At 73.0% G+C, this 23601-nt stretch carries 23 protein-coding genes; 15 read left to right on the forward strand and 8 right to left on the reverse strand.

The features are described 5' to 3' along the window. Positions 1-31 precede the first annotated feature (31 nt). Both QSK10_RS31745 and QSK10_RS31750 read right to left on the reverse strand, forming a co-directional pair. Positions 32-409, reverse strand: coding sequence for a hypothetical protein (locus QSK10_RS31745; protein ID WP_285667178.1), 378 nt, complete (start codon positions 407-409; stop codon positions 32-34). Next, a complete protein-coding gene (locus QSK10_RS31750; RefSeq protein WP_285667179.1) occupies positions 409-1317 on the reverse strand; it encodes an NAD-dependent epimerase/dehydratase family protein in 909 nt (302 codons plus the stop codon). The genes QSK10_RS31745 and QSK10_RS31750 overlap by 1 nt, the downstream gene beginning before the upstream one ends. Before the next feature lie 100 nt (positions 1318-1417). Between QSK10_RS31750 and sigJ the strand changes: the two genes are divergently transcribed. From sigJ to QSK10_RS31765, 3 genes are read left to right on the forward strand one after another with little or no spacing between them, the layout of a single operon-like run. Further along, complete coding sequence (sigJ, locus tag QSK10_RS31755; protein ID WP_285667180.1) at positions 1418-2248, forward strand: RNA polymerase sigma factor SigJ; 831 nt, start codon at positions 1418-1420, stop codon at positions 2246-2248. Between the two features lie 54 nt (positions 2249-2302). Then, positions 2303-3127, forward strand: a complete 825-nt coding sequence (locus QSK10_RS31760) for a hypothetical protein (RefSeq protein WP_285667182.1) — start codon at positions 2303-2305, stop codon at positions 3125-3127. Further along, positions 3124-3915 (forward strand): hypothetical protein, encoded by a 792-nt coding sequence (locus QSK10_RS31765; protein WP_285667184.1) that lies wholly within the window; start codon positions 3124-3126, stop codon positions 3913-3915. Before QSK10_RS31760 ends, QSK10_RS31765 begins: the two co-directional genes overlap by 4 nt. Positions 3916-3944: 29 nt before the next feature. Here QSK10_RS31765 and QSK10_RS31770 read toward each other — a convergent pair whose 3' ends face one another. Together QSK10_RS31770 and QSK10_RS31775 are read right to left on the reverse strand one after the other, a co-directional pair. Further along, positions 3945-5267 (reverse strand): HtaA domain-containing protein, encoded by a 1323-nt coding sequence (locus QSK10_RS31770; protein ID WP_285667185.1) that lies wholly within the window; start codon positions 5265-5267, stop codon positions 3945-3947. Beyond that, positions 5264-6577, reverse strand: a complete 1314-nt coding sequence (locus tag QSK10_RS31775) for an HtaA domain-containing protein (RefSeq protein ID WP_285667186.1) — start codon at positions 6575-6577, stop codon at positions 5264-5266. Before QSK10_RS31775 ends, QSK10_RS31770 begins: the two co-directional genes overlap by 4 nt. Positions 6578-6737: 160 nt before the next feature. Between QSK10_RS31775 and QSK10_RS31780 the strand changes: the two genes are divergently transcribed. The 7 genes from QSK10_RS31780 to QSK10_RS31810 all read left to right on the forward strand — a co-directional run bounded on the left by QSK10_RS31780 (position 6738) and on the right by QSK10_RS31810 (position 12182). Then, positions 6738-7718, forward strand: coding sequence for a heme/hemin ABC transporter substrate-binding protein (locus QSK10_RS31780; RefSeq protein ID WP_285667188.1), 981 nt, complete (start codon positions 6738-6740; stop codon positions 7716-7718). Further along, on the forward strand, positions 7715-8776 hold the full coding sequence (locus tag QSK10_RS31785) for a FecCD family ABC transporter permease (RefSeq protein ID WP_285667190.1): 1062 nt from the start codon (positions 7715-7717) through the stop codon (positions 8774-8776). Before QSK10_RS31780 ends, QSK10_RS31785 begins: the two co-directional genes overlap by 4 nt. Then, on the forward strand, positions 8773-9582 hold the full coding sequence (locus QSK10_RS31790; protein WP_285667191.1) for a heme ABC transporter ATP-binding protein: 810 nt from the start codon (positions 8773-8775) through the stop codon (positions 9580-9582). The genes QSK10_RS31785 and QSK10_RS31790 overlap by 4 nt, the downstream gene beginning before the upstream one ends. Continuing rightward, complete coding sequence (locus tag QSK10_RS31795; protein ID WP_285667192.1) at positions 9579-10250, forward strand: biliverdin-producing heme oxygenase; 672 nt, start codon at positions 9579-9581, stop codon at positions 10248-10250. Before QSK10_RS31790 ends, QSK10_RS31795 begins: the two co-directional genes overlap by 4 nt. Further along, positions 10247-10525 carry a DUF2470 domain-containing protein gene (locus QSK10_RS31800; protein WP_285667193.1) on the forward strand — a complete coding sequence of 93 codons (279 nt, stop codon included), beginning with the start codon at positions 10247-10249 and terminating at the stop codon, positions 10523-10525. The genes QSK10_RS31795 and QSK10_RS31800 overlap by 4 nt, the downstream gene beginning before the upstream one ends. A gap of 110 nt (positions 10526-10635) precedes the next feature. Then, on the forward strand, positions 10636-11148 hold the full coding sequence (locus QSK10_RS31805; RefSeq protein ID WP_285667194.1) for a SigE family RNA polymerase sigma factor: 513 nt from the start codon (positions 10636-10638) through the stop codon (positions 11146-11148). After that, positions 11145-12182 carry a hypothetical protein gene (locus QSK10_RS31810; protein WP_285667195.1) on the forward strand — a complete coding sequence of 346 codons (1038 nt, stop codon included), beginning with the start codon at positions 11145-11147 and terminating at the stop codon, positions 12180-12182. The genes QSK10_RS31805 and QSK10_RS31810 overlap by 4 nt, the downstream gene beginning before the upstream one ends. Positions 12183-12223: 41 nt before the next feature. Here the strand turns inward: QSK10_RS31810 and QSK10_RS31815 are convergent, their stop codons facing one another. After that, positions 12224-13594 carry an MFS transporter gene (locus QSK10_RS31815; RefSeq protein WP_285667196.1) on the reverse strand — a complete coding sequence of 457 codons (1371 nt, stop codon included), beginning with the start codon at positions 13592-13594 and terminating at the stop codon, positions 12224-12226. A 97-nt stretch (positions 13595-13691) separates the two neighbouring features. Beyond that, positions 13692-13925, reverse strand: a complete 234-nt coding sequence (locus tag QSK10_RS31820; protein ID WP_285667197.1) for a heavy-metal-associated domain-containing protein — start codon at positions 13923-13925, stop codon at positions 13692-13694. Positions 13926-14032: 107 nt separating this feature from the next. Here QSK10_RS31820 and QSK10_RS31825 point away from each other — a divergent pair, with 107 nt between their 5' ends. Next, positions 14033-15028: a helix-turn-helix transcriptional regulator gene (locus QSK10_RS31825; protein WP_285667198.1), complete on the forward strand. Its 996-nt coding sequence runs from the start codon at positions 14033-14035 to the stop codon at positions 15026-15028. Here QSK10_RS31825 and QSK10_RS31830 read toward each other — a convergent pair. Next, a complete protein-coding gene (locus QSK10_RS31830) occupies positions 15025-15981 on the reverse strand; it encodes a sporulation protein (protein ID WP_285667199.1) in 957 nt (318 codons plus the stop codon). The genes QSK10_RS31825 and QSK10_RS31830 overlap by 4 nt on opposite strands. 248 nt (positions 15982-16229) lie before the next feature. On the opposite strand from QSK10_RS31830, the gene QSK10_RS31835 reads away from it, so the two are divergent. The 3 genes from QSK10_RS31835 (at position 16230) to QSK10_RS31845 (ending at position 18917) form a co-directional block, all read left to right on the forward strand. After that, positions 16230-16550 carry a hypothetical protein gene (locus QSK10_RS31835; protein WP_285667200.1) on the forward strand — a complete coding sequence of 107 codons (321 nt, stop codon included), beginning with the start codon at positions 16230-16232 and terminating at the stop codon, positions 16548-16550. Between the two features lie 61 nt (positions 16551-16611). Beyond that, positions 16612-17691 (forward strand): PLP-dependent cysteine synthase family protein, encoded by a 1080-nt coding sequence (locus tag QSK10_RS31840; RefSeq protein WP_285667201.1) that lies wholly within the window; start codon positions 16612-16614, stop codon positions 17689-17691. Further along, positions 17688-18917, forward strand: coding sequence for an MFS transporter (locus QSK10_RS31845; protein ID WP_285667203.1), 1230 nt, complete (start codon positions 17688-17690; stop codon positions 18915-18917). The genes QSK10_RS31840 and QSK10_RS31845 overlap by 4 nt, the downstream gene beginning before the upstream one ends. Here QSK10_RS31845 and QSK10_RS31850 read toward each other — a convergent pair. After that, positions 18902-22066: a S8 family serine peptidase gene (locus tag QSK10_RS31850; RefSeq protein WP_285667205.1), complete on the reverse strand. Its 3165-nt coding sequence runs from the start codon at positions 22064-22066 to the stop codon at positions 18902-18904. The genes QSK10_RS31845 and QSK10_RS31850 overlap by 16 nt on opposite strands. A gap of 299 nt (positions 22067-22365) precedes the next feature. Here QSK10_RS31850 and QSK10_RS31855 point away from each other — a divergent pair, with 299 nt between their 5' ends. Beyond that, complete coding sequence (locus QSK10_RS31855) at positions 22366-23187, forward strand: SAM-dependent methyltransferase (protein ID WP_285667207.1); 822 nt, start codon at positions 22366-22368, stop codon at positions 23185-23187. Positions 23188-23601: the final 414 nt, after the last annotated feature.

Consider the following 23601-nt stretch of genomic DNA (forward strand, 5'->3'; position numbering starts at 1 on the left):
GCCCGATGCTAACCGCCGGGCCCCGTCCGGGTCACCCCTCGCGGCGGCGGGAGGCCAGCCGCAGCACGAACATCACGGTGAAGACGACGGCCAGCGCCGACGTCACCCACGGGTCGCTCGGGTAGCCCCCGAGGTCCCGGTCGAGCAGGTGCGACACCGCGTGCGCCACGGTCCCGGCCATCCCGCCGAAGAGCCCCACCCGCAGCAGGTCGCTCCACATGAGACAGCCGAGCAGCGCCGCCGCCACGCCGAGCTGGAAGGCGCCTACGTCGTGGAAGAGGTGCAGGTTGAACGGCGGGTAGGTGGCGATGTGGCGGTAGAAGGACTCCGGCCAGAAGAACGCCCACACCCCGCCGGAGCCGAAGGAGAAGACGCCCAGCCCGAGCGTTCCGCGCAGCAGCCTCTCCATCACGCCTCCACGACCAGCTCGGCGAGGCCCTCGCGGTAGGAGGGCCGCCGTGGACGCCAGTCCAGCTCGCGGGCCGCCTTCGCGTTCGACACCGGCAGCGACGTGCCCGTGGCCATCGTGGCGAAGTAGGGCGACAGGACGCGCAGCAGCCACACCGGCACCCGCAGCGGCCTGCGCGCCCCGACCGCCCGCGCGAGGGCGTCGACGTACACGTCGAGGCCGACCGGTTCGTCGTCGGCGATGTTGTACGCCTCGCCGCCGCGTCCGCGCTCGATCGCGGCGACGGTGGCGCTCACCGCGTCGTCGACGTGGATGAGCGATAGCAGGCCGGTTCCCCCACGCGGGAGCGGGAGCATCCGCTTGCGCACCATGCCGACCATGAGCGACATCGCGTCCATCGTCCCGTAGAACATTCCGTACCGCAGCGCGACCGCGTCGAGGCCGGGCTCGGCGAACGGGAGGTTCTCGGCGTCGCGCAGCGCGAACACCGCCGCGTCCATGCCGCCGCCGACGGTCTCGCCGAAGGGCTCGTCCTCGGTGATCGGGCGCGTCCGTCCCGGGCGCAGGCCGTAGCCGAAGAACATCGACTGTCCGATGTAGCGGGTCGCGCCGGTCTCGCGCGCGACGGCGAGGAGGTTGGCGGTGCCCTCGGTGCGCAGCCGGTTGGTGGCGGCGAGGTCGGCGCCGTTGCGCGGAGGCTTGGCGAGCGCGGTGAGCTGCTGGACGATGACGTCGGCGCGCAGCCCGGCGACGGCCTTGAGCAGCGCGTCCCGGTCCAGGACGTCGGCGACCACGGCGTCCTTTCGGGGCCTGCGGGTGATGGCGACGACCTCGTGTCCCCGGGCCTCCAGGGCCGTGACCAGTGGGCGGCCGATGACGCCGGTCGCTCCGGCGAGCAGGATTCTCATGTCGGGCTCCTTTCCCTGTGCCCACCTGATGCGCGGCCCGGCCCGGTGTGTGACGTCGTGCGACGCCCGTCACATCTGTAGTAATGAGGGGGTGGACGCCGTGTCGCTGTTCGAGTCGCAACGCCCCCGCCTGACCTCGATCGCCTATCACCTCCTCGGCTCGGCCGCCGACGCCGAGGACGCCGTCCAGAACGCCTGGCTGGCCTGGCGGCGGGTGCCGCTGGAGCGGCAGGAGACGCCCGAGGCGTACCTGACCACCGTCACCGTCCGCGAGGCGCTGCGACTGCTGCGCCGGGCCCGCGCCCGCCGCGAGGCCTATCCCGGGCCCTGGCTGCCCGAGCCGGTGTCCACCGTGGACATCGACGGTGAGACGGCCTCGCTGGCGCTGCTGGTGGTCCTGGAGGCGCTGCCCCCGGCCGAGCGGGCGGTGTTCGTGCTGCGCGAGGCCTTCGGGTACCGGCTCGACGAGATCGCGTTGATGCTGGACCGCACGCCCGCCGCCGTGCGGCAGCTGGCCTCGCGGGCGTCCCGGCACGTCCGCGACCGGCACCGCCGCCACGTCCACGACCCCGCCACGACCCGCGCGGCCACCGAGCGGTTCATCGCCGCGGCCGCCGGTGGCGACCTGGCCGGGCTGATGGAGATCCTCGCGCCGGAGGTGACCTTCCACAGCGACGGCGGCGGCCGGGTCCGCGCGGCCCTGCGCCCCGTCCACGGCGCCGACCGCGTCGCCCGCTTCGCCGTGGGCACCGCGAGTGAGCTGGCCCCCGGGGTGGTCATCGCCTTCGAGCCGGTCAACGGCGAGCTCGGGGTGGTTTTGCGCGAGGGTGGAGTGGTCTTCGGCGTGCTGGGAGTGGAGCTGGACGCCGAGGGCCGGATCGGCCAGGTGTTCCTCGTGCGCAACCCCGAGAAGCTGAGCCGAGTGCCCTGAGAGACCGACCGGAGGGTCCTATGTGGACCGCGCGGCCCGGCTCACCATGGGGGCATGGGTAAGTACAGGCGGGTGGAGGAAGAGCGGGCGGCGGTCTGGCCGCCGGCGGGCGCCCGGCCGCGCGAGGACGGGCCGCCCGCCACCGATCCGGTGCGGGCGGCGGTGCTGTCGGCGCAGCGCACGGTGGGGAACCGGGAGGTGGCCCGGACGGTGCAGCGGCTGGTCGACGCCACCGGCAGGAAGAAGGCGATCAAGAGCTGTGACGACAGGTTCCTGCTGAACATGCTGCACGTGTCCAAACGCGCGCCGGGCAAGTTCACCGTCATGGGGGCCGTGTGGACCGTCGAGGCGCCGGACATCCCCGCCGCCGAGAAGGAGCTGTGGCGCCGCCAGGCCGAGATGTTCCGCGCGAGTGGCAAGGTCAGCCCCTACACCAGCTACGAGGACTACCTCAAGGCGCGCGGGGACCACGCGGGCAAGTACCTCGAACGCGCCGAGGCCGGGGTGGCGGCCGGGCAGGTCCTCTACCACGGCACCACCCCCGAGGCGGCCGCGGCGATCAAGGGCACCGGTCTCACCCCCGCCAAACCCGCGTTCCGGGGCGGCATGTGGGACGCCTCCAGGGACGGTTTCCTGAGCCTGGCCAAGCTCCCCAAGGGCGTCACCATCAAGGCCGGCGGCATCGTGCTGCGCGTGACCCTCGTCGAGGATGACCTCGTGAAGGACCGCTGGAAGAAGGCGGGCGGCGCCGACGAGGTCGTCACGACGATCACGATCCCCGTCGACCGGCTGGAGTGGATCGTCGCGCGCCCGGGGTGGGGGCTGGCGAAGGACGGGGAGTGGAGCGCGATGTCGGCGTTCAAGGGCGGGAAGAAGTGAGGGCCCGGGTCTGGCCGCCCGTCGGCGCCCGTCCCCGCGAGGACGCCCACAGCGAGCCGTCCGTGACCGAGCCGGTGCGCGTGGCGATCCTGGCGGCGCAGCGGACGGTGGGGAACAGAGGGGTGACGGCGACGGTCCAGCGGCTGCTCGACGCCGACGGCAAGAGCATCCCGGTCAAAACGCAGTCCTACGAATTCCTGCTGGAGATGATGCGGGTGTCGAAGCGCGCGCCCGGCAAGTTCACCGTGGAGGGCAAGCCGTACACCGTCGAGGCGAGGGACATTCCCATCGCGGAGAAGGTGCTCGGGGAGGAGCAGTCCAAGGCCTGGAGAAAGATAAAGGGGAAGTCTCCCTACGGCGGCTACGCCGATTACGCGGCTTCCCTTGAGAAGTGGCGCGAGAAGCACACCAAGCGTCCCGACACCCCGATGACCGTCGGCCAGCCGCTCTATCACGGGACCACCAGGGCCGTCGCGCTGGAGGTGAAGTCGAAAGGCCTCATTCCCGCTGATCCGAAGTTCCGCGGCAAGCGCTGGGACGCCTCCAAGGACGGCTACCTGAGCATGGCCACCACGACCGGCGGGGTGACCCTGCCGCCCGGCCCGATCGTCCTGCGCATGGTCGTGGCCGCGGGCGACGGAGCCGTGTGGCACTGGAAGGCGGTGGGAGGCTCGGACGAGGTGGTGACGATGGTCGGGATCCCCGCGGCGCGGCTCGAATGGATCGTGCCGACGGGTGCCTGGAAGGCGCCCAGCGCGAAGTGGAAGGCGATGGCGGACCTGGAGTAGGGCACGGCCCGGAGGCCGTGCCCCGGTCCTCAGGCGCGAACCCGCTTCCTGCGCACCACCAGCAGTGCCGTCGTGCCGCCCGCCAGCAGGACGCCGCCGCTGAGGCCGAGCAGCGGCAGTGACGCGCCGGTCTTGGCCAGCGAGACCGAGGGCGCGCGGGTGCCGGTGGGGGTGTTCTCGCCGGGCTCGGTGCCGGGGAGGGTGGCGTCGTCCTTGAGGGACACCGCGAGGGTCACGGGGTCGAGGGCGGTGCCGGGCTCGTAGAAGCCGCCGAAGACGGCCTTGCCCTCGGGGGTGAGGGTGGCGGCGACGGCCGACAGGGTGAGGACGCCGTCCTTGGGGGTCATGGTGGGGACCTTCCCCAGCTCGGCGAGGGGCGTGGTTCCGGTGTAGAGGGTGCCCTTGCCGCCGCTGACCTTGAGGGAGAGGTCCTTGAAGGTGGTGTCCAGTTCCCAGGTGCCGTCGGCCTTCTTGTGGCCGTAGAAGCGGACGGCGCCGCCGAGCTTGGCGGTGAGGGTCTGCTTGGCCTGGTCGAAGTCGCCGGTGGCGCCGGGGAAGCGGAAGCCGCCGGCGGTGGACGCCGCGCCGCCGGTGACCTCGGTGCCGCCGGAGGCGATGGGGCCGGTGATGTACTTGCGGAAGGACTCCTTGACGCCCCAGTCGAGGTTGCCGGCCTTGATGGTGCCGGAGGCGGCGGGCGGCGAGGAGGAGGGCGGTGTGGTGGGTGTGGTGGCGGACGCCTTGAGCGCGGCGGACGCGGGGTCGAGCGCGGCCCCGGCCTGGTAGAAGCCGCCGAAGGCGGGCGCGCCTGCGGCGGTGAGGGTGGCGGGGATGTTCGCCAGGGTTGTGTAGCCGCCGGACTGGCCGGGGCGGACGCCGGACAGGTCGAGGGCGGCGAAGTCCACGTCGTCGTAGACGACGGTCTTGCCGGTGGACATGTCCTTGGAGGACACGTCGACGGTGAGTTTGCCGGTCTTGCCGGTGGTGGTCAGGCGGACCTGCGAGACGGTGGTCTCCAGCTTCCAGTCGTCGCCGGTCTTGTGCGCGCGGAAGGTGACCGAGCCGTCGAAGGCGGTGGTGACGTCATGGGTGGCGGGGTCGTAGGCGCCCTCGCCGCCGGGGAAGCGGAAGGTGCCGTCGGCGTTGACGGTGGCGCCGCCGGAGGCGCTGATCTCGCCGTGGCCGATGGGGCCGGTGACGTATTTGCGGAAGGACTCCTTGACGCCCCAGTCGAGGGTGCCGTCGGTGATGGGGAACGTGGACGCCTCGGCGCGGGCGGGCGCGGCGGTGAGGACGGCGGCGCCGGCCGCGGCGAAGAGCGCGGCGATGGCGAGGGGACGCCGGATGATCATGCGGTGGGGCTCTCTTCCTGTGTGGGAACGGGGTTCTTGCGTCGGAGGAACAGGACGGTGGCGACGGCGGCCGCGAGCAGGGCGGCGGCACCGGCGATCCAGGGGAGCGGTGAGGACGGCGTGGCGGCCGCCGGTGTGGCCGCCAGCGACGGGGGAGCGCTGGAGGGCGTCACGTCGGAGCCCAGGTCGGGCAGCGGCGGCAGGGCCGCGCCGGACTCCACCGGCACCGCCAGCCACAGCGGGTCCATCGCGGTGCCCTCGGCGTAGAGGCCGCCCAGCGCGGTGGCGCCCTCGGCGGTCAGGACGGTGGGGACCTCGTCGAGGCGCACCAGGCCGCCGTCTTCTTCGAGTGCGGCCTCGAAGGTCGCCAGTGGAGTGTCCGATGTGGAGCCGTTCACCTTCGCCGAGAGCGTGCCCTTCTTCCCGGCGAGTGTCACGGAGAAGCCGCCGAGGCGCAGGTCGAGTCCGGTGCCGGTGAAGCGGATCTCGCCGGCGAAGGACGCGGTGAGCCCGCCGGGCGTGCGCGTGCCGCGCCCGTCGCCGAAGCGGAAGAGGGCGCCGCCGTCCTGCGCGCCGCCGGACAGGGTCCACGAGCCGCGCGCGATGTCGCCGGTGACGTACTCGCGGAAGGTGCGCCGGACGCCCCAGTCGACGGCCGCGCCGGTGAAGGACTTCCCGTCGGCCGAGGTGGAGGGCGAGGCGGCGGGCTTGGCCTTGAAGTCGGCGCTCAGGCTGAGCGGGTCCAGTTGCGTGCCCGCCTCGTAGTACCCGGCGAAGGATCGCGCGCCATCGCCGGTGAGGGTCACGGGGATGTCGTCCAGGCGCATCCCGGTGGTGCCGCCGGACAGGTCGAGCCCGCCCACGCCGAGGTCGGCGAAGGCCACGCCGCGGGAGGTGCCCGACGGGGTGGTGATGTCGGCGTAGAGGACGCCGGAACCGCCGGAGATCTCCACGCGCGGGTTGGCGATGGTGAGGTCCAGCTCGTGGCCGCCGCCCTTCTTGGCGTGCCCGAGGAAGCGCACGCCGCCGGAGTACCCGGCCTTCAGCGCGCCACCGCCGGGATCGTAGGTGCCCGTGGCGGAGTGGAAGCGGAAGCGGCTCCCGCCGGTGGTGGCCGCGCCGCCGGTCGTCGAGTAGGAGCCTTTGGCGATGGGGCCGGTCACGTAGTTCTGGAAGGAGGACTTCACGCCCCAGTCGAGCCGCCCGCCGGAGACGGTGGACGTCGCGGCGTGCGCGGTGCCGGGGACGGTGACCAGCGCGGCGGACAGGAGCAGGGCCGCCAGGGCGGCCCGGAGGGATCGGGGGGTCACGGGAACCTCACTCGGAGGATGGACGAGAAAGTTAGGTGAGGCTAACCTACGTTCAACGCGCCGCCACCGTACCCCCTGGGTTGCCACTTAGGGAAGCCTGTCCTAAGTTGATTCTCACTCGCCGTCCCCGGGCGACCCCGCACAGACAAGGCACCGGACCATGCGAACCCGCGTCATCCCCCTCGCCGCAGCCGCGCTGCTGGCCCTCGCCGCCTGCGGCGGGCCCACGGGCGCGGACGGGCCCGGCCCGTCCGCTCCGGCCGTCGCCGACCGCGTCGAGCCCCTGGACGGCGTCCCGGTCCCGGCCCTGCCGGTCACCGTCGCCTCGGCCGACGGGGTGAACGTCACCCTCACCGACGTCGACCGGATCGTCCCCCTGTCGGGCTCGCTCTCCGAGATCGTCTTCACCCTCGGGCTCGGCGAGCGGGTCGTCGCCCGCGACATCACCGCCACCTTCGCGCAGGCCGCCGCGCTGCCGCTGGTCACGCGCGGACACGACGTCTCGGCCGAGGGCGTGCTCTCGCTGCGCCCCAGCGTCGTCCTCGCCGAGGAGGGCAACGGGCCCGTGGAGGCGATGACCCAGATCCGCCAGGCCGGGATCCACGTCGTGGTCGTCAAGGGCGCCGCCGACCTGTCCGATGTGGACACCCGCATCGCCGGCGTCGCCGCCGCCCTCGGCGTGCCCGAGGCCGGGCAGCGCCTCCGCCAGCGCACCGCCGAACGCCTCGACGGCGCCAAGGCCACCATCCCCGCCGGGGCCGCCAAACCCCGCGTCGCCTTCCTCTACCTGCGCGGATCGGCCTCGGTCTACCTCATCGGCGCCGCCCGCTCCGGCGCCGCCGGGCTCATCGAGGCCGCCGGGGGAATCGACGCGGGCAAGGAAGCCGGACTCGACGGCGACTTCGTGCCCATCACCGCCGAGGCCATGGCCGCCGCCGCGCCCGACGTCATCCTCGTCATGACCAAGGGACTGGCCTCGGTCGACGGCGTGGACGGCCTCCTCGCACTCCCCGGCGTCGCCCAGACCCCCGCCGGGATGGACCGCCGCGTCGCCGCCATCGACGACGGCGTCCTGCTCAACTACGGCCCCCGCACCGACCAGGTCCTCACCTCCCTCATCACCCAGATCCACGCCGCATGACCACCCTCGCCACCCGGCCGCCCCGCACCCGCACCGGAGCCCGCGCCGGAACCGTGCTCGCCATGGCGATCGCGCTCGCCGTCCTGGCCGCCGCCTCGGCCGCCCTCGGCGCCTTCGACATCCCCCTCGCCGACCTCGCCGGATCCGCCCTGCACCGCCTCGGCCTCGGCGGCCGCGAACTCGACCGCGTCGCCGAATCGGTGCTGTGGAACGTCCGCCTGCCCCGGGTCGCCCTCGCCGTCCTCGTCGGCGCCTCCCTCGGCTGCGCCGGAGCCCTCATGCAGGGCGTCTTCGGCAACCCCCTCGCCGACCCCGGCACCATCGGCGTCTCCTCCGGCGCCGCCGTCGGCGCGGTCACCGCAATCGGCTTCGGCGCCACCGCCTTCGGCGCCTGGACCGTCCCCGCCTTCGCCTTCACCGGTGGGCTCGTCACCGTCGGCGGCGTCTACCTGCTCTCCCGCGGCGAAGGCGGCACCCGCGTGGTCGGCCTGATCCTCACCGGCATCGCCGTCAACGCCTTCGCCGGAGCCCTCATCGGCCTGGTCATGTCCACCGTGGACAACGCCCGGCTCACCGGCATCACCTTCTGGCAGCTGGGCTCGATGGCCCAGGCCACCTGGCCCAAGGTCCTCGCCGTCCTGCCCTGCGCCCTCCTCGGGCTGATCGTCGCGCCCCGATACGCACGCCGCCTCGACCTGCTCGCCCTCGGCGAACGCCCCGCCCGGCACCTCGGCGTCGACGTCGAACGCCTCCGCCTCACCCTCATCGTCCTGGTCGCCCTGCTCACCGCCGCCGCCGTGTCCGTCTCCGGGATCATCGGCTTCGTCGGGCTCGTCGTGCCCCACCTCCTGCGCATGATCGCCGGACCCGGCCACCGCTTCCTCATCCCCGGCAGCGCCCTCGGCGGCGCGCTCGTCCTGCTCACCGCCGACCTCGCCGCACGGACCCTGGCCGCGCCCGCCGAACTGCCCCTCGGCGTGCTCACCGCGCTCATCGGGAGCCCGTTCTTCTTCTGGCTGCTACGCGCGACCCGCGCCAAGAGCGGAGGCTGGGGATGACCCACACCGAACTCGCCGCGGCCGTGGACGTCACCCTCACCCTCGGCGGACGCGAGGTCCTGCGCGGCGCCAGCGTCGACGTGCGCGCCGGAGAGGTCCTCGCCCTCGTCGGCCCCAACGGCGCCGGGAAGTCCACGCTGCTCGCCGCGCTCGCCGCCGACCTGCGCCCGGCATCGGGCACGGTCCGCCTGGCCGGACGCGAGGCCCGCGCCTGGCGGGTCGCCGAACTCGCCCGGCACCGCGCCGTCCTGCCGCAGCATCCGGCCCTGACCTTCCCGTTCACCGCCGCCGAGGTCGTCGCCATGGGCCGCGCGCCCTGGGCCCGCACCCCGATGGCCGAGGCCGACGGCGCGATCGTCGCCGCGTGCCTGGCCGACTGCGAGGTCGCCGAGCTGGCCGGGCGGCCCTTCGCCGAGCTGTCCGGCGGGGAGAAGGCCCGCGTCGCGCTCGCGCGCGTCCTGGCGCAGCGGACGGCGCTGCTCATGCTCGACGAGCCCACCGCCGCGCTCGACCTGCGCCACCAGGAGCTGGTCATGCGCGTCTGCCGCGAGCGCGCCGGGGCCGGGGACGGCGTGGTCGTCGTCCTGCACGACCTCGGGCTGGCCGCCGCCCACTGCGACCGCGTCGCGGTCCTGCGCGAGGGCGCGATCGCCGCGTGCGGCCCGCCCCGCGAGGTCTTCACGCCCGCGCTGCTTTCGGAGGTCTACCGGCAGCCCGTGGACGTGCTCACCCATCCCGCGCGGGACGAGCCCATCGTCCTGCCCGTCCGATCCCCTCGCACCGCACCCCTAGGAGAATCCGCATGACCGTCGACACTCAAGGTTTCGCCGCCCGCCTGAGACAGGCGACCTGGGCCAAGCACCAGGGCGTCGGGACCGACGAGCCGGCCGAGCCGGGCGTGCTCGGCGCGCTGCTCGCCGGTGACCTCGACCTGTCCGACTACGCCGCCTGGCACGCGCAGCAGTACTTCGTCTACGAGGTCCTGGACGCCGCCGCCGCGCACTGGGAGGGCCACCCGGTCGCCGGCCGCTTCGTGTTCCCCGGCCTGTCCCGGCTGCCCGCCTTCGAGGCGGACCTGGCCCTGCTCATCGGCCCCGGCTGGCGCGGCGAGATCACGCCCCTGCTCGCCACCGAGTCCTATGTGGACCGGCTGCGCGCGGTGTGCTTCGACTGGCCCGGCGGCTTCGTGGCCCACCAGTACACCCGCTACCTCGGCGACATGTCCGGCGGGCAGGCCTTCCGGGCCGCCGCCAACGACGCCTTCGGCTTCGCCGACGGGCCCGGCGTGGAGTTCTACCGCTTCGACGCCCTCGGCGACCTGGCCGAGTGGAAGGCGGAGTACCGGCGGCGGCTCGACGCCGCGCCCTGGGACGAGGCCGAGGCCGCGCGCGTGATCGCCGAGGTCCTGGGCGCCTACGACTTCAACGGCGACGTGCTGGCCGCCCTGGCCACGACCATGCGGAGGTCGGTGTGAGCAATCCCTTCGCGCCCGAGGTCATCGAGGCCATCACCCACCACATGAACACCGACCACATCGCCGACACCCTGGTCATCTGCCAGGGGGCGGGCGGCCGCCCGGACGCCGAGGACGCCCGCATGACCGGCTTCGACGCCACCGGCGCCGACTTCGCCGTCACCGCCGCCGGAGTGGAGAGCGCGGTGCGCATCGCCTGGGCGCGACCGCTGTCCGAGCGGGCCGAGGTGCGTCCCGAGATCGTCCGGCTGTACAAGTCGTCCGTGGGGGAGTAGGGACCGCACGAGACCGCCCACCGGCCGTGACGCCGGTGGGCGGTTTCGTGTGTGACACTCGCGGCGCCTCGGATCGTCTCCGGGTCAGAAGAACATGGCCTTGGAGCGAGATGACACCAGAACAGGAAGACGACTTCCGGCAGTACGTCGCCGGGCAGAGCAGACGCCTCTACCGCTTCGCCTACTACTGCTGCGGCGACTGGCATCGCGCCGAGGACGCCGTCCAGAACGCGCTGATCCGCCTCTACGGCGTGTGGACCAGGCCCGGCCGGACCTCGACCGACGCCTACGTCCGCAAGATCATCGCCAATCTCCTCATCGACGAGAGCAGGCTGTTCCGCTTCCGCAAGGAGCGCCCCACCGACGTCTTCGAGGACCGTCTACTGGAGACGGCCGGACCGGAGGACCGCCTCGTCCTCACCGCCGCCCTCATGCGCCTGCCCGCCCGCCAGCGCGCGGCGGTCTACCTGCGCCACTGCGAGGACCTCACCTCCGATGAGGTCGCCCGCGTCCTGGGCTGCTCGCACGGCGCCGCCCGCAATCTCGTGATGCGCGGGCTGGACGCTCTGCGCGCCATCCTCACCGACGCCACCGTGGACCGCCTGAAGGGAGCCATCCTGTGAACCCCGCAGATCTCGACGAGAACCTGGCCCGCGAATTCGACTCCGTCGCCCCGGACTGGTCGGCCGACCCCGGCCAGATCGTCACCGCCGGACGCCGCCGCAAGCGGGGCCGGATGATGGGCGCGGCCGGTGGCGGCCTCGCCGGGATCGCCGCCTTCGTGGCCGCCGCGGTGATGCTCACCGCGCCGGGAGTCGCGCCCGCCGCCGACGACGGGTTCCCGGTGCGGCTGGACCCGGACGCGAGCTACATGTGGGACGAGTGGTTCCACGAGGGCGACGGCTGGCCGGTGCCCGAGCCCCGCACCAACGACACCACCCGGGCGATCACCGAGGCCTTCGCGACCCAGATCGCGGCCCTCGGCGGCCGGGCCGCCGACGACGGGATCGAAGAGGCGGTCCGTGCCCAGCAGTTCCTGGTGCTCTCGCGCACCGCCGAGGAGATCGCCGCCGACGAGAGCGAACAGCCGTACATCCCCGGCGACGGTGTGGAAGGCACGTACTCCATCCCGGGGAGCGCCCTCCCCGGGGGCGCACCGAGCGACTACGTCAAGCCGCCCCTGCCCACGCCGCTCCTCCAGCGGATGATCTACCGCGCCTACTACCGGGCGCAGGTCGGTCCCGACGGCCGGGAGGACAGTTTCCGCCTGGAGTACTACCCGGCGGGGACGTTCCTCGAAGGCGGGCGCAACGCCAGCTTCGGGCTCGCGCCCGATGACACCGACGTGCGATACCTCGCGCCGGGTTGCGAGTACCGGGAGTACACCGGACCGAGCGGACCCGTGCGGGGCGCGGACTACGCCTGCGCCGAGGCCACCGGACCGAACGGGGAGCGGATCCTCATGGTCACCGCCACGACGGCCGACCGCGACATCACCTACAACAACTACACCGTCGCGGTCCTCTACCTCCCGGACGGGACCGCGATCAAGGTGGGCGACTACGCCTGGGACTGGTCGCAGGACGGTCACACCGGTCTGACCGCACGCCAGCTCGCCGACCTCCTCCTGGCGATGCCCCGCGTGCCGGTTCAGTAGACGGAGAGGGGCCGGGAGTGGATTCCCGGCCCCGCTCCGTCCTACCGCCGTCCGGCGGTGGCGAAGGCGTGCCCGGACTCCTCGTCCAGGTACGTCGTCGCCTTGTTCTTCAGCCAGAACACGTACACCAGCAGCGAGATGAAGATGGCCGCGGTGACGTAGACGATGAACCAGCCGACCCGGTCGGCCTCCTTGAGCGCCTGGTAGATCAGCGGCGAGGTGCCGCCGAAGGCCGAGTTGGCGATCGCGTAGCCCAGCCCGACGCCCAGGGCGCGGATCGAGGCCGGGAACTGCTCGGCCTTCACCAGCGCGTTGATGGACGTGTAACCGGTCAGGATCACGTAGCCGACCGCCACCAGCGCGAAGGACGCCACCGGATTGGTGGTCTTGGGCAGGTAGGTGATCAGGAAGTACGTGTAGATCACCCCGCCCACGCCGAAGAACACCAGCAGCGGCTTGCGGCCGATGATGTCGCTGAGCCAGCCGCCGACGGGTTGCAGCAGCATCAGGAACACCAGCCCGGCCAGGTTCACCCAGGTCGCGGCCACCGCCTGATCGGTATAGGCGCTCTTGATGATCGCCGGGGCGTTCACGCTGTAGGTGTAGAACGCGACCGTGCCGCCCAGCGTGATCAGGAAGACCAGCAGCAGCGGCCGCCAGTAGGACGTGAAGAGCACCCGCAGGGTGCCCGAGGTGCGGTCGGAACCGTCGCGGGTGGCCGCCAGGTGCTCCGCCGACAGCGACTCGTCCATCGTCCGGCGCAGCCACAGCACCACCAGCGCCGACAGGCCGCCGATGGCGAACGGGATCCGCCAGGCCCAGGACTTGATGTCATCGGTGTCCAGGAACAGGAACATCACCAGCAGCGTCAGCTGCGCCAGGACGTGCCCGCCGACCAGCGTCACGTACTGGAAGGACGAGAAGAAGCCGCGCCGCTCGCGCGTGGCCGCCTCCGACATGTACGTCGCCGAGGTCCCGTACTCGCCGCCGGTGGCGAAACCCTGCACCAGGCGGCACAGGATCAGCACGACCGCGGCGAAACCGCCGATCGTGGCCCGGGTGGGCATCACCGCGATGACGAACGAACCCGCCGCCATCAGCGTCACGCTGAACAGCAGGGCCGCCTTGCGCCCGTGCCGGTCGGCGTAGCGGCCGAAGAACCACGAGCCCACCGGGCGCATCAGGAACGTCACCGCGAAGATCGCGTAGGCGTAGACGGTGGAGTTGGCGTCCTGCTCGGCGAAGAACTGCTTCTCGAAATAGGACACGAAGACGGTGTAGACGTAGACGTCGTACCACTCGACGAGATTGCCGGACGATCCCTTGAGGGTGTTCAGGATCGCCCTGCGGGTGCTGCCGGGAGCCGACAGCGGTGATGACGCGTCCGGTTGCCGGTCCGGGGCCGTGGTCATCGCCGTACCTCCAAGCTTTCGGGTAGCCCGGAATATTACGCATCGGTACGGGCTCGGCAAAAGGGGCGCGCCCCGGCGGATGCGCGCCCCGCCCCGCTCAGCCGAACAGGCCGTGGCAGCCGGCCTCGTCGATCGCCTCATCGATGAGGGACGCCGGGACCGGCCCGTCGGTGAGCACGCTCAGACTGCCGCCCGCCTTGTTCACATCGACGCCCACGACCCCGGGGACGCGGATCACGGCGACCCGGATGGCGTCCGCGCACGCCTCGCAGGTCTCGGTGCTGAGGTGGGCCACCCGGAAGACGGTGAGGCTGTAGTCGACGGTGATCATTTGCCGCTGGCTCCTTCACATGGACACAATTCACTTCTCGTTCGCCCGACCGACGATGCCCGGCGGCCCGGCGAGCGGAAAGGGTTCCCGGGGTTCGGGGACACGACATGGCGCGAACTGGACAGGCGGAGGAGAACGCGGTGGAGACGCTCGCCAAGCGGGTCTACGAACGGATGCGCGCCAAGGGCGAGGGCTTCGGCGAGGCCGCCACCGCGCTCGGCGTCGCGCCCGAACGCGTCCCCGGCCTGCGGCGGCACCTGTCCGAGCTGGGCCTGCTCGACCCGGCCGCCGAGATCGCCGTGGACGCCCTGGCCGCGCTGCGGCGGCTCACCGACGAAGGCGACGGGCAGCTCGCCGCGCTCGCCGAGCTCATGGCGGCCAGGCAGCGCGTCACCGGGGCCCTGCTGCGGTCCTTCGTGGACGTCGCTTCACCCGGGCGCGCGGAGATCCCGGCGGAGGCCTACGGCCACGACCCCCGCGATCGCGAGCGGCTGCGCGCCGCCGTCGGCGAACTGGCCCGGGGCGTGCGCGGGGAGGTCCTGGAGATGCAGCCGCCGGCCGCGTGGGATCCGGCGGTGCTGGAGAGCGCGCGCAGCCACGACGCCGCCCAGCTCGCCGCCGGGGCGCGCGTCCGCGTCCTGTTCGTGCAGAGCAGCCTGCTCGATCCGCATGTCCGCGAGCATCTGCGGCTGCGCGCCGAGCTGGGCGTGGAGGTCCGGCTGACCCCGGTGGTCGCCACGCGGATGCTGGTCTTCGACCGGCGGGTGGCGGTGCTGGAGGGCGCCGGGGACGATGTGCGCGCGGTGATCGTGCGCGGCGAGCACGTCGCGGTGCCGCTGGCGGCGCTGCACGATCACCTGTGGACCGGCGCGTCCAGCGTCACCGACGTCCCGCGCGGCGCGCAGGACGCGCAGCTGAGCGAGCAGCGGCGGGCGGTCCTGCGGATGCTGGCCGAGGGCGCCAAGGACGACACGATCGCCCGGGCCCTGGGGGTCTCCACCCGCACCGTCACGCGCGTGGTCGGTGAGCTGGTGGCGACGCTGGAGGCGGGCAGCCGCTTCCAGGCGGGCGTGCGCGCCGCCCGCCTGGGCTGGCTGGACTAGTCCTCTTCTTCCTCTTCCTCTTCCTCGTCTTCCTCTTCCTCCTCGTCCTCGAAGAGGTCGCCGATCTCGTCGAAGACCTCGGCGACCACGAGCCCGGCGGCCAGGCCGACACCCGCGCCCGCGATCGCGGAGCCGGCGGAGGAGGAGTGGTCGTCGTGCCCGTGGTGGTGGACGCCGTGCCCGGCGCGGGCGGCGACCGATTCCAGCCACGCGGCCAGCTCGCCCTCCCAGTCGCTGCGCAGGGCGACTTCGTGCGGGAAGACCCAGCGGCCGAACTCGTCGGCGCCCGAACCGTTCGCGCCGCCGGAGCGGTCGGCCTCCAGGACCACCGCGAGGTGGTGGGCGTCGGCGACGAAGGTCAGCTCGACCTGCCCGATGCGACCGGCGGCCGCGGGCGGGGGCCGGAACTCGATCTCCTGGTAGAAGGGCAGTTCCTGGTGGACGCCGTGCACGCGGCCGCGTTCCAGGTCGGCCTTGACGAAGGCGAAGCCGAGGTTCTCCAGGGCCTCCAGGACGCGCTGCTGCGAGGCCAGCGGGTGGACCTCGACGGCGTCGGTGTCGCCGGTGTCGAGCTGCTTGGCGACCGACAGCTCGGTGCGCACGCCCAGGGACATGCCGTGCAGGTGGACGCCGCGGGTGTGCGTCACGGGCGTCTCGAAGGGGACGGTGAAGCTGAAGGGGATCTGGCGCTCCTCCTCGGCGGCGAGGGTGAAGGGCCCGGCGACGCCGACGCGGGCGAACTCGGCGGTGGAGTCGTGCTCCTCGTCGCCGCTCTCCACCTCCACGCGGGTGCGCAGAGTGAGGGTGACGTGCTCGATCTCCACGTCGTGCTTGCCGCCCTTGACGTGGACGCGCCCGGTGAGCGTCCCGCCCGGGTGGACCTCGGCGCCGTCCAGGACGGTGTCCACACTGGGACCGCCGACGCCGAGCGCTTTCAGCAACTTCTTGAACATGTGAGGACTACCGCTCCATTCGGGGAGGCGCGAAGGAGCGCGGGGGCGACGGCCCCACGCGCTCGAAGGGTGGGGTGGTCGCCGCACCGGAACGGCTGCCGCCGGGCCTGGCCCGGCCGTGGACTGGAGTCGTCGGCGTCTTCGTCCGGCATGGACGGCAGGGTAACAGCCGCGGGCGAACGGATCCTGAGAGCGCGGCGCGCCGCCGGGGTCCGGCCGCCGCCGTGACTACCATCGGCGATGTGCTGATGACGCGACGTGCCCGCCGGTGGTGGCCGCGCGTCCTGCTCGCCGCCCTGGCGCTGCTGCTGGCCGGGCTGGCCGTCGCGCACGCCACGGAACATCACCACGCCGAGCGCGTGGCGTCCTGCCCCGGTGACTCGCGGCATCCCGAGTGCGCCGATGACGTCGCGGTCGACTCCCCGCTCCCGGCACCGGCGCCCGCGTTGGACGCCGGAGGCGCGCGCCACGAGGCGATCCCGACCGCCATGGGCGTCCACTGTGGCCGCCGGTCCACCGGTGCCGGGCCGGACGGGCTGCTCACCAGGTTGTGCGTGAGCCGGACGTGACCGGGGACGGCCCACCGCCGTCGCCGCTCATCGTCCACATAAGACCTTCACGGAGCTTCTCATGCGCTCGACCCTGCCCGCGCCCGCCGGACGCGGCCCCTGCCAGACCCCCGCCGACCTGGTCGGCGGCACGCCGGTCCTGTGGATCGGCGAGCCCTTCACCGCCGCGCCCACCGGGTTCTGGGCGAAACTCGAAGGCGCCAACCCGGGCGGCATCAAGGACCGCGCCGCGCTGCACGCCGTCCACCGCGCCCGCGAGCGCGGCGAGCTCGCGCCCGGCGCGCCGATCGTGGAATCCACCTCGGGCACCTTCGGGCTGGCCCTGGCCATCGCCGGGATGACCTACGGGCACCCGGTCACCGTCGTCACCGATCCCGGGCTGGAGCCGATGATGGCGGCGATGCTGGCCGCGCACGGCGTCGAGGTCGTCACCGTGGACCGTCCACACGCGACCGGCGGCTGGCAGCAGGCCCGCCGTGACGCCGTGGCGCGGCTGCTCGCCGAGCGTCCCGGGTCCTGGTGCCCCGACCAGTACACCAATCCCGACGTCGCCGACGGCTACCGCGGGCTCGGCGAGGAGCTGGTCGCCCAGCTCGGGCGGGTGGACGTGCTGGTGTGCAGCGTGGGCACCGGCGGCCACTCCGCCGGGATCCACGACGCGGTCTCCCGGCGCTGCCCGTCGGTGCGGCTGGTCGGCGTCGACACCGTCGGCTCGGCGATCTTCGGGCAGCCCGCCCGGCCGCGCCTGATGCGCGGCCTGGGTTCCAGCATCCATCCCCGCAACGTCCGCCACGCCGCCTTCGCCGAGGTGCACTGGATCGCCCCCGCCGAGGCCGTGTGGGCCGCGCGGCACCTCGCCCGGCACCGCTACGCCACCGGCGGCTGGAGCGTCGGCGCGGTCGCGCTGGTCGCCGGCTGGCTGGCCCGGACCGCACCGGCCGGGACGCGCGTGGCCGCGATCTTCCCCGACGGGCCCGCCCGCTACGCCGGGACGGTCTTCGACGACGGCTACTGCCGGCGCAACGGCCTCCTCGGCGGCGAAGCACCCTCCGGGCCGCGCACCATCGCCCACCCGGGCGCCGCCGAGGCCACCTCCTGGACGCGCTGCGCGGCCGGGCTCGACCCGGCGGCCCGCCGGTGAGGGGCTTCGCGTCCTTCAGCCCCGCCGCGCGGCTGCTGATGGTCAACCAGTTCGGCATCAACCTCGGCTTCTACATCCTCATGCCGTTCCTGGCCGCCCACCTGGCCGGGCTCGGTGTCCCGGCGGCCGTCGCCGGGCTCGTCCTGGGCCTGCGCAACCTCACCCAGCAGGGCATGTTCCTGCCCGGCGGGATGCTCGCCGACCGCTTCGGCGGCAAACCCCTCATCGTCGCCGGATGCGTGCTGCGGACCGGCGGGTTCGCGCTCCTGGGCCTGGCCACCGCGCTTCCCTGGCAGCTGGCCGGAGCCGTCGCCACCGGCCTCGCCGGGGCCCTGTTCAACCCGGCCGTGCGGGGCCTGCTCGCCGCCGAGGCAGGGGAGCGGCGGGTGGAGGCCTTCGCCCTGTTCAACGTGTTCTACCAGGCCGGGATGCTCGCCGGGCCCGTCGCCGGTCTCGCGCTGAGCATGCTCGACTTCAGGGTGGCGAGCCTGGCCGCCGCCGGGGTCTTCGCGGTCCTGGCGGTCTGGCAGGCCCTCGCGCTGCCCGCCCGCGAGGAGCGCGGACCGGCCCGGCCGGTCGCCGAGGGGCTGCGCGCGCTGCGGCGGTCCGGCGGGCTCATGCGCTTCGCCACCGCGATGGCCGCCGCCTACCTGCTGTCCTTCCAGGTCTACCTGCTGCTCCCGCTCACCCTGCGCGCGGCGATGCCGGAGCGGGCCGCGCTCCTGACCGCCGGGATGTTCGCGCTCACCGGCGCGGTCACCATCGCCGGGCAGGTGCGGCTCACCGCCGCCCTGAAACGCCGCCTCGCGCCGGGCCGGGCCGTCGCGTTCGGCGTCGCCGGGCTCGCCGCGTCCTTCCTCATCGTCCCCATCGGACTCACCATCGGCCCGATGTGGACGGTCGCGGCGGTCCTGTTCACCGCCGCCGGGATCACCGTGGCGACCATGGTCGCGTTCCCCTTCGAGATGGACATCGTCATCGCCCGCGCCCCCGAAGGACTCGCCGCCACCTTCTACGGCGCCTACAGCACCGTCGCCGGAATCGGCATCACCGCCGGGAACCTGCTCACCGGGGCCCTCGCCGACGCCACCGGGCCGCCGGTCCCGTGGCTGGTGCTCGCCGGGATCGGCGGCCTCGCCGCGCTCGCCCTGTTCCGGGCGGCGGGACGGGACGGGCGCACGCGCGCCCGCCCCGCCTCCGTTGCCGCGGCTCAGGCCAGGCCGTAGGAGCGGATCATCTCCTGCGCCGAGGTGTTGCCGCGCTTGTCCACGGTGGACACCCGCGTGGAGACCGAGGTGGCCCCGGCCGGGTGGATCAGCGCGGCCACGGCCGTCTCGCCGAAGCGCGCCACCGGGACGGCCGTCCAGCTCTCGCCCTCGTCGTAGGAGACCTCGAAGGTGAGCGAGGCCGTGCCCGGGTTGTCGGCCCGGGCGTGGTCGACGGTCATGGTGACCAGCTGCGGCAGGACCCGCCGCGCCACGCCGTTGCGGACGCCGGTGGCGTCCAGGCGGACGGTGGAGATGTCGGAGGTGATGTTGTCCAGGTCCGGTGGGGCCTCGGAGCCGAAGGTCCAGGCGACCTTCGAGCGCGTGCCGAAGGTGGTCCACGGGACCTCCTTGCCGACCTCGCACTCCAGCGTGAACCGGCCCGACGTGCCCGGCGGCAGGTCGATGTAGGTGCGCGCGGGATCGGTGCCCTCGTCGTAGACGACCCGGCCGTCGACGGACAGCTTCATGCGGTTGTGGCCCGGCTCGTACAGCCGGGTCATGACCGGCGTGTCCGCGGCCGGGCCGGTGAACATCGGCACCGTGACGTAGAGGGAGTTGACATCGCGGAAGACGATGTCGCGGTCGTCGCGGATGCCCGAGCCCAGGGGAGCGGAGTTCCACCGCCGGGTGAAGCGGTCCCCGGCGGCTCGCGGGGTGTCCTTCGTGGTGACGGAGTCATGGGAGTCGAGGTCGCCGTAGAAGAGCTGCGAGCTCCAGACGCCGGGCGTGTACCGGAGGGTGCCGGTGGTCCCGGCGACCGGCACGGGGACCTCGTACTCGACGATCGCGGCGAAGAAGCCCGCGCCCCGCGTGACGTCGTAGCGCATGGCGGTGCTCGCCACGCCGCGTCCCTCGTAGACGGTGTCCTCGCGGGCGAGTTGCGCGTCGGCGTAGGACAGGTCGAGGCGGCCGGGGACGCCGGCGGCGGTGTGGACGATGTTGTAGCGGTCCTTCCCGGCCAGGTAGCTCGCGGTGTAGCCCCACTCGCCCGCGTAGTCGCCGTCGGTCAGCAGGTGCAGTCTCGCCGGGCCGCCGTACTCCAGCCACACCGTCGATTCGCCGGTGGGCAGGAAGGCGAAGACCCGCTGGGTGTCCAGCCGCTCGCCGTCGCGGTCGGTGAGGTCGACGCGGACCGCCGAGGCGCGCCCGGCGTCCACGGTGACCGAGGCCGGGCCGTGCCCGATGGAGACGGTGAGCGCGTAGACCGTCACGGTCCCGGCCGTCTCGACGGTCCCCCCGACCCGGTAGGAACCCGGTGCCAGGCGGGCCGTGGCGTGCCCCTCACCGTCGAAGTCCAGCCACTCGGTGTCGCTCGTGGACAGGTTCACCGCCGTCATCCGGGCCGAGGTCACCGCCTCGCCGTCGCGGCCGAGCGCGGTGACGTCGACCGGGTACTTCTCGCCCTCGTAGACCGCGCCGAGCGCGGTGGTCACGACGGTGTCGCCGGAGGTGGCGAGCAGGTCCGCGCCGAGATCGCCCGCGCCGGTGCCCGTGCCGGGCGCGGCGGTGACCACGGCCTGCGCGGTGCCGCCCGCCGGGATGGTGAGCGAGGTGGCGTCCACGGTGAACAGTCCCGACCCGCCCCTGACCGACAGGTTCAGGGTGACCGGGGCGTCCCCGGTGTTGGTGTAGGTGACCGTGCGGGTGACGGGTGCGTCCCCGAACGCGAGGTGACCGAAGCTCAGGCTGCCCTCGGCCAGCACGGTCTGCGCGACCGAGCGCGCCACGTCCAGCCGCCCGGCGCCCTCGGCGAAGACGGACAGGCCGTCGTCCCTGGCGCCGTTCATCAGCGCGCTCTTGATGCGCTCGGCCGTCCAGTCCGGATGGGCCTGCTTCACGATCGCCGCCGCGCCCGTCACGTGCGGGGTGGCCATCGAGGTGCCACTGTGGGTGGCGTACATCTGGCCCTCGGGGCCGGTACCGGCGGCGGCAGCGGCGGTGATGTCGCTGCCCGGCGCGGCGATGTCGGGTTTGACCGCCGCGTCCCCGACCCGGGGCCCGAGGCTGCTGAACCACGACAGCTCATCGGACTTGGTGACGCTCCCGACGGTCAGCGCCTTCTCGGCCGACCCCGGGCTGTTCACGCTCTCCCGGTCGCCGTCGTTCCCGGCGGCGACCACGAACAGCGTCCCCGTCTCCTCGCTGATCCGGTTCAGCGCCAGCGAGAGCGGATCGGTCCCGTCGGTCCAGTCCCCGCCCAGGCTGAGGTTGACCACCGGCGCGCCCTGCGCCGCCGCCCACTCCATGCCCGCGATGATCGCGCTGTCGGGGCAGCGGCCGTCATCGCCGCAGACCTTGCCCACCAGCAGCTTCGCACCCGGGGCGACGCCCTTGTACCGCCCTTGCGAGGCCGCGCCCGAACCGGCCACCGTGGACGCCACGTGCGTCCCGTGCCCGTTGCGGTCGACGGCGTCGCCGCCGACGAAGCTCCTCGCCTCGGCGACCCGCCCGGCCAGGTCCGGATGCCCCGGGTCGTAACCCCCGTCGAGCACCGCGACGGTGACACCCGCCCCGTCGAAACCGGCCGCCCACGCCGCCGGCGCGCCCACCTGCGGGACGCTCACGTCGAGCAGCTGGCGCGAGGTCCCGTCCAGCCAGATCCGCCCGCCCGACAGGCTCCGCGCGGAGGCCAGGCCCGCCCAGAACGCGCCCAGCTCACCGACCGGCTTCGCCACCGGCGCCGCGTCCAGGCTCGCCAGCCGCGCGCCCGCGCGCTTCGCCGCGCCGCCCTCGATGAGCAACGGCAGGTCCCGCCGCTCGGAGTACCCGTTGCGGAACAGCGCGGTGACGTCGAACAGGCGCGGGTCGAGCCGCCCGTCCCGCACCGGCCCCGCCGCGTCGGCGGGCACCATGTGCGTGTCCCCGCGCGCGTCGCGGTAGGCGCTGTACCCGACGTCCCGCCGCCCCTCACCGGCGTGGAACGCGAAGGACCCGTCCGGCCCCGCCACGACCCGGTCGCCGGTGATCAGCGTCAGCTCCCGCCGCTCGCCCCCGTCATCGCGGGCGGTGGGAACGGTGTCGCCGGGATCCGCCCCGGCGGGTGGCGCGTTCAGTAATCCGAACGCGAAGAGCGCGGCCGACATCGCCGCGATGGATCTGGTCCGCATGTGACCTCCACGGTGCTCGATCATGACGACCGGTTCACGCGATGGCGGCCCCCGCACGTTTATGCCGACTAGCACCATTTCCGTTTCACTACGGCGATACCCCGGAGTATCCCCTGGTCAGGTGACCCCGCCCGGTCCGAACGGATTCGCCCACTCGGCTTTCAGGACGCCATTCGCTGAAACCGTCCCTTATGGAGATCGACACGCCGGTATCACTCGTCTGGGGGATCCGCGCAGTCCTAACCTGACCAGGCACGGAGCCACCCATTCCGTATCCTCTCAGCGAACCTGGGGTTGACATGGAACAGTCCGGACGCAGCGGCCCGGAGGTCGGGTCCTTCTACGACATGACCTTCGGCGCCTTCGACATCATCTTCGAAGGGACCATCCACACCGGCTACTGGGGACGAGGCGCGACCACGTTCCCCGAAGCCCAGCGCGACCTGACCGATCTCGTCCTCGACGCCGCCGCCGCGCCCACCGGCGGACGCGTCCTCGATCTCGGCTGCGGCCAGGGCGGCCCAGCCCTCCACACCGCCCGCCGCCTCAACACCGACGTCCTCGGCGTCACCGTCAGCGCCGCCCAAGTCGCCGACGCCACCTCCCGCGCCGCCAAGGCCGGACTGGCCGGCAAGGTCGCCTTCGAACTCGCCGACATGACCGCCATGACCTACCCCGACGCCTCCTTCGACGCCGCCTACGCCATGGAGTCCGTCTTCCACGTCGCCGACAAGGCCACCGCCTTCGCCGGCGTCAACCGCGTCCTGAAGCCCGGTGCCCACTTCGTCATCTGCGACTACTACCTCGCCCACGAACAGCCCGCAGAGGACACCCAGCTCATGCACGACCTGATCTTCGGCTCGCCCTTCGTGACCCTCGAAGCCTTCCAGCGCCTCCTGGAAGACGCCGGCTTCGAATTCGTCGCCGCCCGCGACATCACCGAAGACTGCCGCGCCAGCGCCGCCCACATGACCGAAGCCGTCACCGACCGCCACGAAGCCCTCGTGCACGCCGTCGGCGACCAGGCGGCGGGCTTCACCGCCGAGGCAGTCAAGCAGTACAACCGCCTCTGCGTCGACGGCCAGGGCTACGCGGTGATCACGGCCCGCAAGCCGCAGTAGCCGGAGCCGTAGCCGGAGCCGGAGCGGGAAGGGACCTCGCCGTCGGGAACACCGCCACCACCGCCACCACCGCCCATGTGGTGGCGACGGCACCCGAGCGACCCGGCGAGGTCCCGCCCGCGTGAAAGAAGGCAGGGCGCAAGAACTGAGCCGGGGCAGTGACTGGCGGGCAACGGGGTCAAAAGCCGGGTGAGGACGAGAGCTTGTTGTTTTAGACCCGGGCCGAGACGGCCCGCAGGCCGCAGAACAGACGGCAACTCAAGACAAGCCGACGCGCAAAACAGCCCTCTCGGGGTAGGAGAGGTGGATCCTCCGTCGGTCGGCCAGACGTGTTCTTGGAACGAGGGTTCTCGGGGTGTCAAGCCGCGTTCTTTGGCTTGACACCCCGGGGTTCCTCGTTCAGCGTCGTTCCAG

The sequence above is a fragment of the Actinorhabdospora filicis genome (assembly GCF_030269765.1).
Lineage (GTDB): Bacteria > Actinomycetota > Actinomycetes > Mycobacteriales > Micromonosporaceae > Actinorhabdospora > Actinorhabdospora filicis.

Coding starts and splice junctions, on each gene's coding strand:
- QSK10_RS31785 (WP_285667190.1), top strand. CDS start 7,715: ATGACCACCCTCGCCACCCGGCCGCCCCGCACCCGCACCGGAGCCCGC.
- QSK10_RS31815 (WP_285667196.1), bottom strand. CDS start 13,594: ATGACCACGGCCCCGGACCGGCAACCGGACGCGTCATCACCGCTGTCG.
- QSK10_RS31780 (WP_285667188.1), top strand. CDS start 6,738: ATGCGAACCCGCGTCATCCCCCTCGCCGCAGCCGCGCTGCTGGCCCTC.
- QSK10_RS31770 (WP_285667185.1), bottom strand. CDS start 5,267: ATGATCATCCGGCGTCCCCTCGCCATCGCCGCGCTCTTCGCCGCGGCC.
- QSK10_RS31805 (WP_285667194.1), top strand. CDS start 10,636: ATGACACCAGAACAGGAAGACGACTTCCGGCAGTACGTCGCCGGGCAG.
- QSK10_RS31795 (WP_285667192.1), top strand. CDS start 9,579: ATGACCGTCGACACTCAAGGTTTCGCCGCCCGCCTGAGACAGGCGACC.
- QSK10_RS31760 (WP_285667182.1), top strand. CDS start 2,303: ATGGGTAAGTACAGGCGGGTGGAGGAAGAGCGGGCGGCGGTCTGGCCG.
- QSK10_RS31750 (WP_285667179.1), bottom strand. CDS start 1,317: ATGAGAATCCTGCTCGCCGGAGCGACCGGCGTCATCGGCCGCCCACTG.
- QSK10_RS31835 (WP_285667200.1), top strand. CDS start 16,230: ATGACGCGACGTGCCCGCCGGTGGTGGCCGCGCGTCCTGCTCGCCGCC.
- QSK10_RS31840 (WP_285667201.1), top strand. CDS start 16,612: ATGCGCTCGACCCTGCCCGCGCCCGCCGGACGCGGCCCCTGCCAGACC.
- QSK10_RS31745 (WP_285667178.1), bottom strand. CDS start 409: ATGGAGAGGCTGCTGCGCGGAACGCTCGGGCTGGGCGTCTTCTCCTTC.
- QSK10_RS31820 (WP_285667197.1), bottom strand. CDS start 13,925: ATGATCACCGTCGACTACAGCCTCACCGTCTTCCGGGTGGCCCACCTC.
- QSK10_RS31830 (WP_285667199.1), bottom strand. CDS start 15,981: ATGTTCAAGAAGTTGCTGAAAGCGCTCGGCGTCGGCGGTCCCAGTGTG.
- QSK10_RS31825 (WP_285667198.1), top strand. CDS start 14,033: ATGGCGCGAACTGGACAGGCGGAGGAGAACGCGGTGGAGACGCTCGCC.
- QSK10_RS31855 (WP_285667207.1), top strand. CDS start 22,366: ATGGAACAGTCCGGACGCAGCGGCCCGGAGGTCGGGTCCTTCTACGAC.
- QSK10_RS31850 (WP_285667205.1), bottom strand. CDS start 22,066: ATGCGGACCAGATCCATCGCGGCGATGTCGGCCGCGCTCTTCGCGTTC.
- QSK10_RS31790 (WP_285667191.1), top strand. CDS start 8,773: ATGACCCACACCGAACTCGCCGCGGCCGTGGACGTCACCCTCACCCTC.